This window comes from Nocardioides sp. DN36, assembly GCF_055380375.1.
Map to the genome: position 1 here is coordinate 1784576 of NZ_AP043823.1, position 14163 is coordinate 1798738.

A 14163-nucleotide genomic window follows, 5' to 3' on the forward strand; every position below is an offset into this window, starting at 1 on the left:
GTTAGAAGAATGGTCAGAATGGCAAGAATGCCGCGAAGCATTCGTGGGAGGTGAACAGAATGGCCAGATTCGATGCCGTCGACGCCCGGATACTCCTCGCCCTCGATCGAAGCGCTCGCGCACCTGTCATTGAGCTGGCGAGCCGCTTGGGCCTGGCGCGCCGAACCGTTCAGCATCGGATCAGCCGATACGAGGAACAGGGGATGCTGCGGCCGCACAGCGACCGCGTGCCGGTCGACAAGCTCGGCTACCGCGTGCAGGCCAGCATCTCTGCAGAGGTAAGGCAAGCCTTCCTCGCCGAAGCTGTCCGCGCCCTGGCCGAAATACCCGAGGTGTTGGAGGCCTCGGCGACGACCGGCGGTTGGGACCTCACATGCCGGGTTGCGGCTAGGGACAACGAGGATCTCTACAGAGTTGGCCAGTTGATCCTTGGCTGTCCTGGCGTCCTCAGGACCTCGACCTCGGTGCTCATGGCCGACCTGATCCCTTACCGAACGACCGGACTCCTCATACGCCATGGTGAGTTGTGAACCCGGGGAGTGCGCTCGCGTAGCGGTTCAGGAAAATCGGCGCGCCGAGGTTGCCAGAGAACACCTCGATGCTCAACAGCGGCTCCAGGCCGCTCATCACGGCTGTGCTGGTCTCCATGTCCGCGAGGTGCGCAATCGTCTCCGTGCCATTCCGCAGCCGCCGGTCCGAGTCCACACCCAACTCGCGGAGCGGGCTCCCGGAGCGTTTTCCCGGACCGGGTCTTAGGACGAGTTTGTGGACAATGGATTGAGTCTCCAGTTGCTTTCAGGCCCGGAAGCCGCAGATTCCGGGCCTGAACTTTGTAGCGCAGGCAGAGTTTGAAACTGCGACCTCCGGAATGGATCGGCTCTCGCCCCGCGCCGGCCGGCAGCGCCACCTCGGAGCCTCCGCGGACCCGGGCCCATTCAGTCGATGGTGCGTCAGTGGGGTTGCAGCGTGGCTCCAACCGGGATGTCGATGTCGACGACCTCTGACTCGATCGTCAGCGAGACCTTGCGGGCTTGGGCACGACCGGTGTGGGGGTCGTACGCGGTGAACACGTAGCGACCGGTCGGCGGGAGTTGGAAGGCGTAGTGGCCAGTGTCGTCGCAGTGACTGGAGCCGACCTGCTTGCCCATCGCCTCGCTGAGCGCGACCAGCGCGCCAGCAGCCGGCTGCCCGTCGCTTGTCACGACGCCGGACACGGTCAGCTCGTGAGCGAGCGTGAGGTCCTGCTCGACCTCGCCACCGGCAAAGTCGAACACAGTGGCCTCCGGCGCCCAACCTATGGCGTTCGCGATCACCACGTAGGTGCCCGGCCCGGGCAGCACAACCGAATAGCGGCCAGCGTTGTCGGCCCGGCTCCAGTCCAGTTGTTTGCCGTGCACGCCCAGCACCGATACCAAAATCGTGCCCCGAGCGCTGTCGACGGGGCGAGCCAGACGGATCTGCCCACGGACCACGGCCTCCTGCTTCTCCCCGCCCTGGGCTCGAGCGAGTTCGCGCTCGTGGTGAGTTCGACGATCCCTCGGAATCAGAGCGGTCAGCCCGACACAGATCACTGCCGCCACGGCACCGAGCACCAGCACGATCTGGAAGGCCTGCTCGGTGCCGAAGAATACGCCGCCGACCTCGACCGTGTAGGTGGCCAGGATCGCCGCGACCAAGGTGCTCGCCAGGGACGTACCGATCGATCGGACCAAGGAGTTGAGACCGTTTGCCGAGGCGGTCTCGGTGATCGGGACCGAGGACATGATGAGTGTCGGCATCGCGGCGAAGGCCAGGGCCGTGCCAACCCCAACCAGCGTGGAGCCGATGACGATCGCGACCACCGAGTCGGCCCAGAAGACGCGGCCGACATAGGTGAGGGCCATCAACCCGGCACCGGCGAGCAGTACCGTGCGGCCTCCCCACCGGGCCAACGACCACCCGGAGACTGGCGACATCGCCACCATCGCCAGCCCGGACGGCACCATCGCGAGCCCGGCAGCCGTCACGCCAAGGCCGAACCCGGCCCCCGTGGCGGTCGGCTGCTGGAGCACTTGCACGGTCACGAGCATGTTCACGAACATCGCCATGCCAGCGAAGATCGAGGCGAGATTGGTCATCAGCACCGGCCGCTGCGCACTGGTGCGCAGATCGACCATCGGCTGGTTGACGCGCAGCTCCAGCGGTATCCAGACCGCCATCAGCAGGAGCGAGGACACCAGCAGACCGACGACCAACGGCTCGCCCCATCCCCAGGCGCGTCCCTTCGAGATGGGCAGGAGGAGGCAGACCAAGGCCGCCGAGAGCACCACCGCCCCGGTCACGTCGAACCGGCCGGGCGTACGCACCGGTGACTCCTCGACCACGACCAGCAGGGCGACAACCAGTGCGGCGCCCGCCACCGCCCCGAACCAGAAGATCGAGTGCCATCCCAGCCAGTCGCTCACCACCCCCGCCAGCGGCAGTCCGAGCGCGGACCCGATACCCATCGTCGCACTCATCAACGCGACCGCGGTACCGATGCGCTCAGGCGGGAGCTTGTCGCGCAGGAGGCTGATGCCGACCGCGATCAGCGCCGCACCGAAGCCCTGTAACGCTCGCCCTACGATCATCGTCACGAACGAGACCCCTGACGCGCAGATCACCGAGCCCAGGATCATCACCCCGAGCGAGACCAGCAACATCCGCCGCTTGCCGTACATGTCGGCCATCCGAGAAATGATCGGCGTGCCCACCGCAGCCGTCAGCAGCGTGGCGGTGACCAGCCAGGAGGAGTCCGAGGCCGAGATGTCCAGCAGCTGCGGGAACTCGGGCAGGAGCGGTATCACCAAGGTGAACTGCAGAGCCGAGACCATGCCGCACAGGGACAGCACGAGGATGGTCGCCCACGCAGGGGCAGTGCGTTGCATCATGCTCCTTGACTTGACGGGCGAACTGACCACAGTCTTCCCCACCGGGCGCGGGACGTGGGTTGCGACCGACGCCTGCGGTGGGCGAAGTCAGCCATGGGCCGGGGTTTACACGGCGAGGAGCGTCTCGGCGCCCCGTGGCGGCACGGCGATCGTCGAGTGCTCGATGTCGCGCTCGACTCGAGCAGGTCCCCAGAGGCCCCAGCCATGACCGAGACCGAACGCGACGCGACGACGGCCGTCCCCACGGTGGTCGATGACGTCGCCAGACGCCCCCTCGACGCGATGTAGGCCGAGAGTTGCGACGCACCAATGACAGGTCGGCACGGGCCCAGTCACCTCACAAACGGCTTGCCTCATGGCCGAGCCGCGGTCGGCCGCGAGACGCGTGCACTGATGACAGCCGCGCAGCGTTCGCACGCCACCTCGCCGCGAGCGAAGGCCCGCGTGAAAGGCGCGTCCCAGAACTTCCGCCATGATGTCGCGCTTAGACCGCAGGCCGTCGTGAGGGTGCCCATCCGCTTGGCATGCACGACGCCGACCGGTTCCATGAGCACAACGCCTGCCGCCCACGTCCAGCGACCCCCGGGCGACGTCGTGAACCAGCACTCCGACTGGACGAGCTCGTTGTCTGCGGCGCCTACGCGACGGCGTTGACGGGAGGCGGTAGCCACCAGCTCACGCTCCACGTCGTTGCTCCCTTCGTCGGCGGTGCGACCAGTGGCCATCGTGCTCTGCGTCGTCGCGTACGGGGCCCGTCCCTGTTGCGCCGTCGCCGGCTCGAGCGCGCCCCGCGGCAGTTACCGCTTCCATCCGCAGGGGCTGGGCGGGCCCGAGATCGACAAGTCCTGACAGCCATTTTTTGCACTATACCAATATGGCACGTTCGGCCTATCTTACTGGGTAAATACACAATTGGTCCGCGCCCTTGGTCCGGACCCGACGGAGGGAATGCGCATGCACAGGAGCAACCGAGGATTGGTGGCGATCGGCGCCGCGATCGTCTTGTCACTGGGCCTGATGAGCCCGATTGCAGCGGCAACCGCGACCGCGACCCCCAGCGCCACCTCAGGCAACCACGACCTCGGCGGGAACCACGACCTCGTAGAGAACAGGGCGCGGGACGCGTTCCAGCGTGCGGTCGCGCCCACCGAGTGCGCCACCACGCCGGTCGACGCCTACGTCGGCGGGCTCATCGCGGCGATGACCGAGGAGCAGCTGGCATTCGTTCGCGCACACCGGGACATGCTGTCCGTGCCGCTGTACGACTCGCTCTTCTTCGGGACCGAGGACGACCCGGACTACGCGCTCGACTCACGCGCTCGCCAGCTCCAGCACACCTTCCGCGACCTCACCCGATTCTGGTCCGACGTCCCGTCGGACGACATCGAGGTGATGGCCATGCACGGCGACGTCCTACTCGACGCCGAGCGCATCGCCGCAACCCTGGAGGCCATGGCCGAGGTGGGCGTCGTCGCTCCAATGACGGACGCGCAGATCGCGCTCGAGGCCGAGACCGTCGCCGACTTCATGGCGACGCAGGGCGACTTCCACGACAACCCGCTGTGGACCCTCAACGCGTACGCGTTCAGCGGTGAGGGCTACCTCGACCCCCTGCTCGCCGCCGTGCCCGACAAGATCGTCTTCGGCGACGGCATCCTGGCGACCTACGACGCTCTGGGCCTCGGCGACGTCGGGCCCCGCGTCACCATGTCCCACGAGTTCGCCCACCACATCCAGATCGAGCTCGGCACCTTCGAGACTGGTCCGGCGGACAGCTCCGAGGCGACGCGCCGCACCGAGCTGATGGCCGACGCGATGGGCACTTACCACGGGGTCCACAAGAAGGGTCTGAACCTCAACAGGAAGCGTGTGGTCGATGCCCTGCAGAGCTTCTACTCCATCGGCGACTGCCTCTTCGACAACCCCGCCCACCACGGGACACCGCTGCAGCGCCAGCGTTCCGCCGCATGGGGCGCGGACCTCGCCGCCGCGGCTCAGCCGCGCAGCCACGTCCTGACGGCCGAGGACGTCATCGCAATGTTCGACGCCGCACTGCCGATGATCGTCGCGGGCGGCTAACCGCGCCTGCCCGGCACCGCTCCGCACGCTCGGCGGAGCGGCGTCGGGTCGTCCGTCCTGCCTTCTCGCCAGCCCGCCCCGCGAAATTGCACCATCTCAATGGGCCACATAGCGGTTGCCAAACTATGGCAAAGAGCGGTAAAACTCTGGATCAACGCCCTCGACGGACGGACCGTTGACCGGGCCCTCGCCTCGAACCGATCAGGAGTACCCGTGACAGAGCACACCTCGTCCCCGCGGCAGCCATGGCACGGGGTGCTGGTCGCCACGGCCCTGCCGTTCGCAGGCGACCTGGCGGTCGACCTCGACACCTACGCGGAGCACGTGCGGTGGCTGGCGGACAACGGCTGCCACGGAGTCGTGCCCAACGGGTCGCTCGGCGAGTACCAGGCGCTCACGCCCGAGGAGCGGGCCAAGGTGGTCGAGGTGGCTGTGGAGGCTGCCCCCGACGGCTTCACCGTGATGCCCGGCGTCGGGGCGTACGGTGCTCGTGAGTCGCGACACTGGGCGGAGCAGGCCGCCGACGCCGGCGCCCAGGCGGTCATGGCGTTGCCGCCCAACACCTACCGCGGCGACGAGCGCGCGGTGCTCGAGCACTTCCGCGAGATCGCCAAGGCCGGCCTCCCGGTCACGGCCTACAACAACCCCATCGACACCAAGGTGGACCTGCACCCGGCGCTGCTCGCGACGCTGCACGCCGAGGGCCTGATCGTGGCGGTCAAGGAGTTCAGCGGCGACGTACGCCGCAGCTACGAGATCGCCGAGCTCGCACCCGGCCTGGACCTCATGATCGGCACCGACGATGTGGTCCTCGAGGTCGGGATCGCCGGGGCCAAGGGGTGGGTGGCCGGCTACACGAATGCCTTCCCCCGAGCCACCGTCGAGCTCTACCAGGCGTCCGTGGCGGGTGACCTCGAGGCGGCACTCCCGCTCTACCGTGCCCTGCACCCGATGCTGCGCTGGGACTCCAAGACCGAGTTCGTGCAGGCGATCAAGCTCTCGATGGACATCGTCGGACGCCCCGGCGGCCCCTCCCGGCCGCCGCGCCAGCCGCTCCTCCCCGAGCAGGAGCGAGCCGTGCGCACGGCCACCGAGTCGGCGCTCGCTGCCGGGCTGGGCTGACGGGCGTGAGGTCCCGCCGGGTCTTCCACTCCGTCGACTCCCACACCGAGGGCATGCCGACGCGCGTCATCGTGGGAGGCGTCGGGCTGCTGCCCGGCGCCACGATGGCCGAGCGCCGCTCGTGGTTCCTCGACAACAGTGACGACGTCCGCACCCTGCTCATGTACGAGCCCCGGGGACACGCGGCCATGTCCGGCGCGATTCTGCAGCCCCCGACCCGACCCGACGCGGACTGGGGGGTCCTCTTCATCGAGGTGTCCGGCTGCCTGCCGATGTGCGGCCACGGGACCATCGGCGTCGCCACGGTCCTCGTGGAGACCGGCATGGTGGAGGTCAGCGAACCGGTGACGACCGTCCGCCTCGACACGCCCGCCGGACTGGTGGTGGCCGAGGTCTCCGTCCAGGACGGCGTCGCCCGGTCAGTGACGATCCGCAACGTGGCGTCGTTCAGCGAACGCCTCGACGCCACGGTCGACGTCCCCGGTCTCGGCACGGTGCGCTACGACCTCGCGTACGGCGGCAACTTCTACGCGATGGTGCAGCTCGAGGAGATCGGGCTCGCGTTCGACCGCGCACAGGCTCGCCTGCTCCTCGACGCCGGCCTGTCGATCATGTCGGCGATCAACAACGAGGACCGACCGGTCCACCCCGAGCGGCCCGACATCGCCGGATGCCACCACGTGCAGCTCATCGCTCCGGGCTCTGATGCGCGTCGCTCACGGCACGCCATGGTCATCCACCCCGGTTGGTTCGACCGTAGCCCCTGCGGAACCGGGACGAGCGCTCGCATGGCCCAGCTACACGCTCGTGGCGAGCTGCCGGTCGGACGTGACTTCGTCAACGAGTCGCTCCTCGGCACCGCGTTCACCGGTCGACTCGTCGAGGAGACCTCGCTCGGAGACGGCAGGACGGCGGTCGTGCCGACGATCACCGGCCGTGCGTGGATCACCGGCACCGCGCAGTACGTGCTCGACCCCGACGACCCCTTCCCGAACGGATTCCTCCTCTGAGGCCAAAGGAGGCCCCATGATCTCCAGCCACTCCCCCCAACGGCCCGATGACGTCGTGGTCGAGACGTCGGCCACGACCCCGGCCGAGATCGGGTCCGCGTTCGCCGCTGCCCGCGCCGCCCAGCTCGGGTGGCGGTCCGAGCCCGCGGCCGTGCGCGCCCAGGCGCTCAGCGCCGCGGCGGACGCCCTGCAGGCCGCCGGCGACGGACTGGTCGATCTCGTCGTCCGAGAGGTCGGGAAGCCCCTCGCTGAGGCGCGCGGCGAGGTCGACCGGTCCGTGGCGATCCTCCGCTACTACGCCCAGCAGGTCTTCGACCCCGTGGGCGCGGTCCACGCACCGTCGGGCGAGGGGCTGCTCTTCACCAGGCGACGTCCGCGCGGCGTCGCCGGAGTGATCACGCCGTGGAACTTCCCCCTCGCGATCCCCCTGTGGAAGGTCGCGCCGGCGCTGGCGTTCGGCAACGCCGCGGTCATCAAGCCGGCCCCAGAGGCCACCGCCTGTGCTCTTCGGCTGGTCGAGCTGGTCGCGCCCTTCCTCCCGGACGCCCTCCTCACCGCGGCCCCCGGAGGAGCGGAGACCGGGCAGGCGGTCGTCGCCGAGGCGGACGTCGTCTCCTTCACCGGCTCACTCGCGGCCGGCCGGACGGTGTCCCGGGCCGCAAGCCACCGTGGGGTGCCCGTGCAGGCCGAGATGGGTGGCCAGAACCCCGCCGTCGTCCTTCCCGACGCCGACGTCGAGAAGGCCGCCGGACAGATCGCGGCAGCCGCCATGGCGTTCGCCGGCCAGAAGTGCACCGCGACCAAGCGGGTCGTCGTCGTGGGCGATCCCGCCGCCTTCCGCGACGCTCTGGTCGCCGCGGTCGAGGCGATGCAGCTCGGAGATCCCGCCAATGCCGGGATCGCCGTGGGGCCGGTGATCGGCGAGGCCGCCCGCGCCCGGGTCCTGGACGCTGCCTCGGATGCCGTACGAGCCGGTGGCCGGCTGCTGACAGGCGGGTCACGGCCGGACCGGGACGGGTGGTTCGTCGCCCCCACCGTCGTCGACCGGGTGCCGGCCGACCATCCGCTCGCGCGCGAGGAGGTCTTCGGGCCGATCTGCCTGCTGCAGACCGCCCGGACCCTCGACGAGGCCATCACCGTCGCCAACAACGTGCCCCACGGGCTCGCAGCAGCGCTCTACTCCCGCGACCTGGCCAGCGCGCTGGAAGCCGCTGACCGGTTGGAGGCGGGAATGGTGAAGGTGAACGCACCCACCACCGGCGTGGACTTCTACCTGCCGTTCGGGGGCGAGAAGGCCTCCAGCCGTGGGCCACGGGAACAGGGCAAGGCCGCGCAGGAGTTCTACACGTCGCTGCACACCGTGACCATCGCTCCGGCGTGATGGAGGTCGTCGTCGTCGGGGCCGGCATCGTCGGAGCCGCGTGCGCCTACTACGCCACCAACGCCGGCCTGTCGGTGACGGTCCTCGAGCGTGGCGTGATCGGTGCCGGCACCACCAGTCGGGGCGAGGGCAACATCCTCGTCTCCGACAAGGGCCCGGGGCCCGAGCTCGACCTGGCGATCTGGTCGCGCTCGCTCTGGCTCGACATCGCGCGCGACCTCGGGCCAGACGCGATCGAGCTCGACGAGAAGGGTGGACTCGTCGTCGCGACCGACGAGCCGGCACTCTGCGGCCTGCACGTCTTCGCCAAGTCCCAACACGAGGTCGGCGTGACCACCAGGAAAGTGCACGCCGACGAGCTCCGCGATCACGAGCCTCACCTCGCCGGCGACCTCGCCGGTGGCGTGCTCTACCCCGACGACATGCAGGTCCAGCCCGTCCTCGCCGCCGCTGCCCTGCTGGCTGCGGCGCGAGCCGGTGGTGCTCGGGTCGAGACCGGCACGACCGTCACCGGGGTCGAGCGCGATGCCGCAGGGGCCGTGACCGGCGTCGTGGCTGGTCACCGACGGTTCCCCGCCGCTGCCGTCATCAATGCCGCAGGCACGTGGGGAGGCCAGGTCTCGGCGCGACTCGGAGGCCCCGTGCCGATCATGCCGAGGCGTGGGTTCGTCCTCGTGACCGAACCGCTGCCCCGCGTGGTGCGGCACAAGGTGTACTCCGCCGACTACGTCAGCAACGTGGCCAGCGACGACGCAGCCCTCGAGACCTCGACCGTCATCGAGGGCACCCGCGGCGGCACCGTCCTGATCGGAGCCAGCCGGGAGCGGGTCGGCTTCGACGCCACGCTCTCGGTCGACGTGATCGCTCGCCTGGCGGCCCAGGCAGTCCGGCTGTTCCCCGTCCTAGCCGATATCTCGCTGATGCGGACCTACCGCGGATTCCGGCCCTACTGCCCCGATCACCTGCCCGTCATCGGCGCCGACCCGCGCACCCCCGGCGTCTTCCACGCCTGCGGCCACGAAGGGGCCGGCATCGGCCTGGCTCCGGCGACCGGACGACTGTTGTCCCAGCTGATCACCGGCGACGAACCCGGTGTCGATCCTCGACCCTTCAGCCCCGTGCGCTTCCAGGAGGTCTCGGCATGAGCCTTTCCAGCGACCCGGTCGTCCGGGCGACCCTGCGGTTCGACGGCACTGAGATCGGCTTCGTCCCGGGCCAGAGCGTCGGCGCCGCCCTGACCGCCGCAGGTGTCCGTTCCTGGCGCACGACGCGGGTCACGGGCAGACGGCGTGGCCTGTTCTGTGGGATCGGGATCTGCTTCGACTGTCTCGTGGTGGCCGACGGCCGCCCCAACCAGCGTGCGTGCCTCCTGGCGGCTGAGGTGGGCATGGAGATCACCACGCAGGAAGGGACCGGCCACGATGACCTCGTCGACTGAGACGGTCTTCGACGTCGGAGTCATCGGTGCCGGCCCTGCGGGGCTCGCCGCCAGCACCCGTGCCGGTAGCCACGGCGCCAGCGTCGTCCTGGTCGATGCCGGCCACGGTCCGGGCGGGCAGTACTGGCGCCACCCCACCGGCTCGGTGGCCGGACGCGACGACGCGTCGTACCTGCACCACGACCTGTCCACGTACCGGCACCTGACGGCCCTGCTGGCGCGCCACGCCGCACGTGGGACCACCGTCCACCTCGCGCGTCATGAGGTCTGGACCATCACGCGCGAGGACGGACGGTTCGACATCCGGGCCATCGACCGGTCCGGGACCGCAGAGCGCCTGCGGACCGTCTCGGCGCGACGGCTGGTCATCGCGACCGGCGCCTACGACCGCCAGGTCCCCTTCCCGGGCTGGGACCTCCCCGGCGTGATGACCGCCGGTGGGGCGCAGGCGCTGCTCAAGGAGCACGGTGTCGTGGCAGGCGGGCGGGTCGTGGTGGCCGGGACCGGCCCGTTCCTGCTCCCCGTCGCCGCCGGCCTCGCGCGAGCCGGGGCCGACGTGGTCGGTGTGCACGAGGCTGCCTCGCCCCGGGCGTGGCTCGGCCACAGCGGCACCGTGGCCGCGAACCCGCGCAAGATGCGGGAGGGCCTGGGGTACGTCGCCACGCTCGCACGGCATCGGATCCCGGTGGCGACAGGGTCCGTGCTGGTCGCAGCGCACGGAGGTGACCGGTTGGAGGCGATCACGGTCATCGACGGCGCCGGACGGACCCGCCGCATCAGCTGTGACACGGTGGCAGTCGGTTGGGGCTTCACCCCTCAGCTCGAGCTGCCCCTGGCGCTGGGGTGTGCGACGCGGATCGCCGAGGACGGCTCGCTCGTGGTCCAGGTCGACGACGACCAGCGCACGACGGTCGACGACGTGCTCGTCGCCGGTGAGACGTGTGGGGTCGGAGGCGCAGCACTCGCCGTGGTCGAGGGCGACATCGCCGGCGCGACAGCCGCCGGCGTCTCGGACGCCCACCGAGGTCGACGTCGCGAGCGCGCCGCGGCCCGACGGTTCGCGGCCGCGATGCACCAGGCGCATCCGCTACCGACCACCTGGATGTCTCGCGTCGAGCAGGACACCGTCGTCTGCCGCTGCGAGGAGGTCACGGCTGATGAGCTGCGCGGCGCCGTGGTGCGACTGGGCGCCACCGACGCCCGCGGCGTCAAGCTGCTGGCCCGGACCGGCATGGGCTGGTGCCAGGGCCGGGTCTGCGGCTACGCGGTGTCCTGCCTCACCTCGGAGTGGAGCGGTACCCCGCGCTCCGCCGAGACGCTCGCAGCTCGGCCCATCGCCACCCCGATGACGCTGGGCCTGCTCGCCGCCGAGCACCACCAGTCCCCCACACCACCCGAGGGGACCGCAGACGCCTGAGACCGCCCGCGTCGCGCGCGGCTCCTCGCTCAGCCCCGGGCGTGGAGGACCACGTGCCCGCGGAGCAGGACGGCACGTGGCCGGTACATCGCCGCCAGATCGGTGCGAGGGTCGGCGTCGAAGACGACCAGGTCCGCGGGCGCGCCCTCCGCCAGCCCGGGGAGCCCGAGCCAGGCCCGCGCCCGCCACGACGCATTCGCGATCACGTCCGCCAGCGGCAGGCCGGCTCCAACGAGCGCGATGATCTCGCTGCGCACGAGGCCGTGGGGCAGCGTCCCGCCGGCGTCCGTGCCCACGAAGATCGGCACCCCGGCGTCATGGGCCGCAGCCACCCGGTCGCGGGACGCGGCGTACAGGGCGCGCATGTGGGCGGCGTAGAGCGGATAGCGAGCGTCAGCCGTCCGGGCGATCGCGGCGAACTGGTCGATGTTGATCAGGGTCGGCACGATCGCGATGTCGCGTCCGGCGAGTCGCGCGAGCGCGGAGTCCGTCAGTCCGGTGGCGTGCTCGATCGAGTCGACGCCCGCGGTGATGCCGTCGTCGATCGCCTCCTCCCCGAAGGCGTGGATGGCGACCCGCGCGCCCAGTTCGTGGGCCCTTTCGACCGCCGCGGTGAGGGTCTCGACCGGGAAGGTCGGCGTGAGGTCGCCCCGCTCGCGGTCGATCCAGTCGGCGGCGATCTTGACCCAGCCGTCCGAACGAGCGGCCTGGCGGGCGGCCTCGGCCACGAGATCCGCCGGCTCCACCTCGACGGCCTGGTCGCGCAGGTAGCGCCGGGTCCGGGCGATGTGCCGACCCGCCCTGATCAGCCGGGGCAGGTCGTCCCGCTCCGCCATCCAGGAAGTGTCCACCGGCGACCCGACGTCCCGGAGGAGCAGGGCCCCCGCCGCACGGTTCTCCAGGGCCTGACGCTCCTGGTCCGCAGGATCGGTCACGTGCCCCTGCGGGGAAATGCCGACGTGGCAGTGGGCGTCCACGAAGCCCGGCAGCACCCACCCTGCCGAGGCGATCGTCTCCGACCTCGTCGAGGCCGGCGGCCGCTCGAAGGTGAGGCGACCCGCCACGACCCACGCATCCCGCTCTTCCTCGTCGGGCAGGAAGACGCCCCTCACATGAACGACCATCGGGCAACCGTAGATCAGCACGCTTGGGTTGGTCCATGACACTAGGCCACAAAAGTCCTCAAGTGAGACGTCATAGGCACCCTTGACCACATCTGGCTGATCTGAGTAGGTTACAAATCGCACCACTGACCTAGGTCCCAGTCCCTGCTTGCGTCCCTCGTTCGGGGGACTCCCCTCGAACGAAGGCGCACGAAGAATGACCGAGGACGACCAGTTGCCCATGACCACCGCCCACGAGCCACCCCCCGGCGCGAGCACGACGGGCACCTGGAACGGGCTGGACTACGCCGTGACCTCCGGGTGGACCGTCCTCCGCAAGGAGGACAAGCCACTCGCAGAGGTCTTCTCGACCTCCTACGTCGCCACCACCACCGACGCCGCCCGGCCGGTGACCTTCGTCTTCAACGGCGGTCCCGGCGCCTCGTCGGCGTACCTGCACGTCGGCCTGGTTGGACCGAGGAGGGTCGATATCCCGGCCGACGGGACGATGCCGGTCCCTCCGCCGCGACTGGTGCACAACGACGAGTCCTGGCTGGCGTTCACGGACCTGGTGTTCATCGATCCCGTCGGCACCGGGTTCAGCCGCCTGATCGACCCGCCCCCGGGTCAGGGGAAGGACGATGCCGCCGACCCGCACGAGTACTTCAGCACCGCACGCGACCTGCAGGCGATGTGCGAGTTCATCCGACGGTGGCTCTCCGACAACTCGCGCTGGGGTGCTGCGGTGCTCATCGCCGGCGAGAGCTACGGCGGCTACCGCGTCGGGCGTCTCACCCGGCTGCTGCAGGAGACCGGGGTCGTCCTCAGCGGGTCGATCCTCATCTCCCCCGCGCTCGAGCCCGCACACCTCTCGACGTTCTTCGGGTGGGGCGACTACAACATCGTGCCGTGGATCGACGTCCTGCCCACGATGGCCGCTGCGGCGGCCCACCACGGACGCTCGCGCGCTTTCCCACCCGGGACTCCGGTCGAGGAGGTCCAGGCGGCAGCCGAGGAGTTCGCGACCGGGGCCTACGCCACGTTCCTCGCCCGCGGCAGCAGCATGACGACGACCGAGCGGGAGCAGGTGATCGCCAGGTACGCCGATCTCACCGGTCTCGACAGGGCCTTCGTCGCCCGAGCCGAGGGGCGGGTCCGCGTCAGCCAGTTCGCCCGGGAGCTGCTGCGCGACGAGCAGCAGGTGGTGGGCGCGTACGACGCCTCCGTCAAGGCTCCCGACCCGTTCCCGGACCGGGAGCCCTACGCAGGTGCCGACCCGACCCTCACCGCCGTCGGCCCCGTCTTCGGCACCGCAGTGAACCAGCTGCTGCGGTCGGAGATCGGCCTGCGGACCGATCGGGAGTACCAGCTGCTCAGCGCCGACGTGATCCTCGCCTGGAAGAACGACGAGGCCAGCCACTACGTGCAACTCACGCAGGGCGCGGTCGACGACTTCCGCTACGGGATGTCACTCAACCCCCACATGAAGGCGTTCATCACGCACGGCCGGTACGACCTGGTGACGCCCTACTACGCGTCCGACCGGATGCGGAACCTGATGCGTCTCGACCCCCAGGTCGCCGATCGCATCACCGTCAAGCACTACGACGGCGGTCACATGTTCTATGCCTGGCAACCGAGCCGCGAGGCCTTCACAGCAGCCATCGCCACGTTCGTCGCCGACGCCACCCAGGGGGTCTGACC

At 70.0% G+C, this 14163-nt stretch carries 11 protein-coding genes; 9 read left to right on the top strand and 2 right to left on the bottom strand.

Going from position 1 to position 14163, the window contains the following annotated elements; all coding sequences use genetic code 11:
- Positions 1 to 59 precede the first annotated feature (59 nt).
- Entirely contained in the window at positions 60 to 530 is a 471-nt protein-coding gene (locus ACZ43H_RS09530) for an Lrp/AsnC family transcriptional regulator (protein ID WP_464589683.1), read from the top strand.
- A gap of 420 nt (positions 531 to 950) precedes the next feature.
- Here the strand turns inward: ACZ43H_RS09530 and ACZ43H_RS09535 are convergent, their stop codons facing one another.
- Complete coding sequence (locus ACZ43H_RS09535; RefSeq protein ID WP_464589685.1) at positions 951 to 2906, bottom strand: MFS transporter; 1956 nt, start codon at positions 2904 to 2906, stop codon at positions 951 to 953.
- 1020 nt (positions 2907 to 3926) lie between these two features.
- Here ACZ43H_RS09535 and ACZ43H_RS09540 point away from each other — a divergent pair.
- The 7 genes from ACZ43H_RS09540 (at position 3927) to ACZ43H_RS09570 (ending at position 11356) form a co-directional block, all read left to right on the top strand.
- Positions 3927 to 4988, top strand: coding sequence for a hypothetical protein (locus ACZ43H_RS09540; RefSeq protein ID WP_464589687.1), 1062 nt, complete (start codon positions 3927 to 3929; stop codon positions 4986 to 4988).
- Between the two features lie 213 nt (positions 4989 to 5201).
- The gene (locus ACZ43H_RS09545) at positions 5202 to 6110 is read left to right on the top strand and encodes a dihydrodipicolinate synthase family protein (RefSeq protein WP_464589689.1); all 909 of its coding nucleotides are present in this window, start codon (positions 5202 to 5204) and stop codon (positions 6108 to 6110) included.
- Between the two features lie 5 nt (positions 6111 to 6115).
- Positions 6116 to 7120: a proline racemase family protein gene (locus tag ACZ43H_RS09550; RefSeq protein ID WP_464589691.1), complete on the top strand. Its 1005-nt coding sequence runs from the start codon at positions 6116 to 6118 to the stop codon at positions 7118 to 7120.
- A gap of 16 nt (positions 7121 to 7136) precedes the next feature.
- Positions 7137 to 8501 carry an aldehyde dehydrogenase family protein gene (locus tag ACZ43H_RS09555; RefSeq protein WP_464589693.1) on the top strand — a complete coding sequence of 455 codons (1365 nt, stop codon included), beginning with the start codon at positions 7137 to 7139 and terminating at the stop codon, positions 8499 to 8501.
- Positions 8501 to 9646 (top strand): NAD(P)/FAD-dependent oxidoreductase, encoded by a 1146-nt coding sequence (locus tag ACZ43H_RS09560; protein ID WP_464589695.1) that lies wholly within the window; start codon positions 8501 to 8503, stop codon positions 9644 to 9646. Before ACZ43H_RS09555 ends, ACZ43H_RS09560 begins: the two co-directional genes overlap by 1 nt.
- Positions 9643 to 9939 (top strand): (2Fe-2S)-binding protein, encoded by a 297-nt coding sequence (locus tag ACZ43H_RS09565; RefSeq protein ID WP_464589697.1) that lies wholly within the window; start codon positions 9643 to 9645, stop codon positions 9937 to 9939. The genes ACZ43H_RS09560 and ACZ43H_RS09565 overlap by 4 nt, the downstream gene beginning before the upstream one ends.
- Positions 9923 to 11356, top strand: coding sequence for an FAD-dependent oxidoreductase (locus ACZ43H_RS09570; RefSeq protein WP_464589699.1), 1434 nt, complete (start codon positions 9923 to 9925; stop codon positions 11354 to 11356). The genes ACZ43H_RS09565 and ACZ43H_RS09570 overlap by 17 nt, the downstream gene beginning before the upstream one ends.
- Positions 11357 to 11385: 29 nt before the next feature.
- On the opposite strand, the gene ACZ43H_RS09575 is transcribed toward ACZ43H_RS09570, so the two are convergent.
- Entirely contained in the window at positions 11386 to 12480 is a 1095-nt protein-coding gene (locus tag ACZ43H_RS09575) for an amidohydrolase family protein (protein ID WP_464589701.1), read from the bottom strand.
- Positions 12481 to 12676: 196 nt separating this feature from the next.
- Here ACZ43H_RS09575 and ACZ43H_RS09580 point away from each other — a divergent pair, with 196 nt between their 5' ends.
- Positions 12677 to 14161: a S10 family peptidase gene (locus ACZ43H_RS09580; RefSeq protein ID WP_464589703.1), complete on the top strand. Its 1485-nt coding sequence runs from the start codon at positions 12677 to 12679 to the stop codon at positions 14159 to 14161.
- The last annotated feature ends 2 nt before the right edge of the window (positions 14162 to 14163 follow it).

What these genes read in the sequence shown, in the direction of transcription:
- ACZ43H_RS09570 (WP_464589699.1), top strand. Translation starts at nt 9,923, where the DNA reads ATGACCTCGTCGACTGAGACGGTCTTCGACGTCGGAGTCATCGGTGCC.
- ACZ43H_RS09560 (WP_464589695.1), top strand. Translation starts at nt 8,501, where the DNA reads ATGGAGGTCGTCGTCGTCGGGGCCGGCATCGTCGGAGCCGCGTGCGCC.
- ACZ43H_RS09565 (WP_464589697.1), top strand. Translation starts at nt 9,643, where the DNA reads ATGAGCCTTTCCAGCGACCCGGTCGTCCGGGCGACCCTGCGGTTCGAC.
- ACZ43H_RS09555 (WP_464589693.1), top strand. Translation starts at nt 7,137, where the DNA reads ATGATCTCCAGCCACTCCCCCCAACGGCCCGATGACGTCGTGGTCGAG.
- ACZ43H_RS09530 (WP_464589683.1), top strand. Translation starts at nt 60, where the DNA reads ATGGCCAGATTCGATGCCGTCGACGCCCGGATACTCCTCGCCCTCGAT.
- ACZ43H_RS09580 (WP_464589703.1), top strand. Translation starts at nt 12,677, where the DNA reads ATGACCGAGGACGACCAGTTGCCCATGACCACCGCCCACGAGCCACCC.
- ACZ43H_RS09540 (WP_464589687.1), top strand. Translation starts at nt 3,927, where the DNA reads ATGAGCCCGATTGCAGCGGCAACCGCGACCGCGACCCCCAGCGCCACC.
- ACZ43H_RS09575 (WP_464589701.1), bottom strand. Translation starts at nt 12,480, where the DNA reads ATGGTCGTTCATGTGAGGGGCGTCTTCCTGCCCGACGAGGAAGAGCGG.
- ACZ43H_RS09535 (WP_464589685.1), bottom strand. Translation starts at nt 2,906, where the DNA reads ATGCAACGCACTGCCCCTGCGTGGGCGACCATCCTCGTGCTGTCCCTG.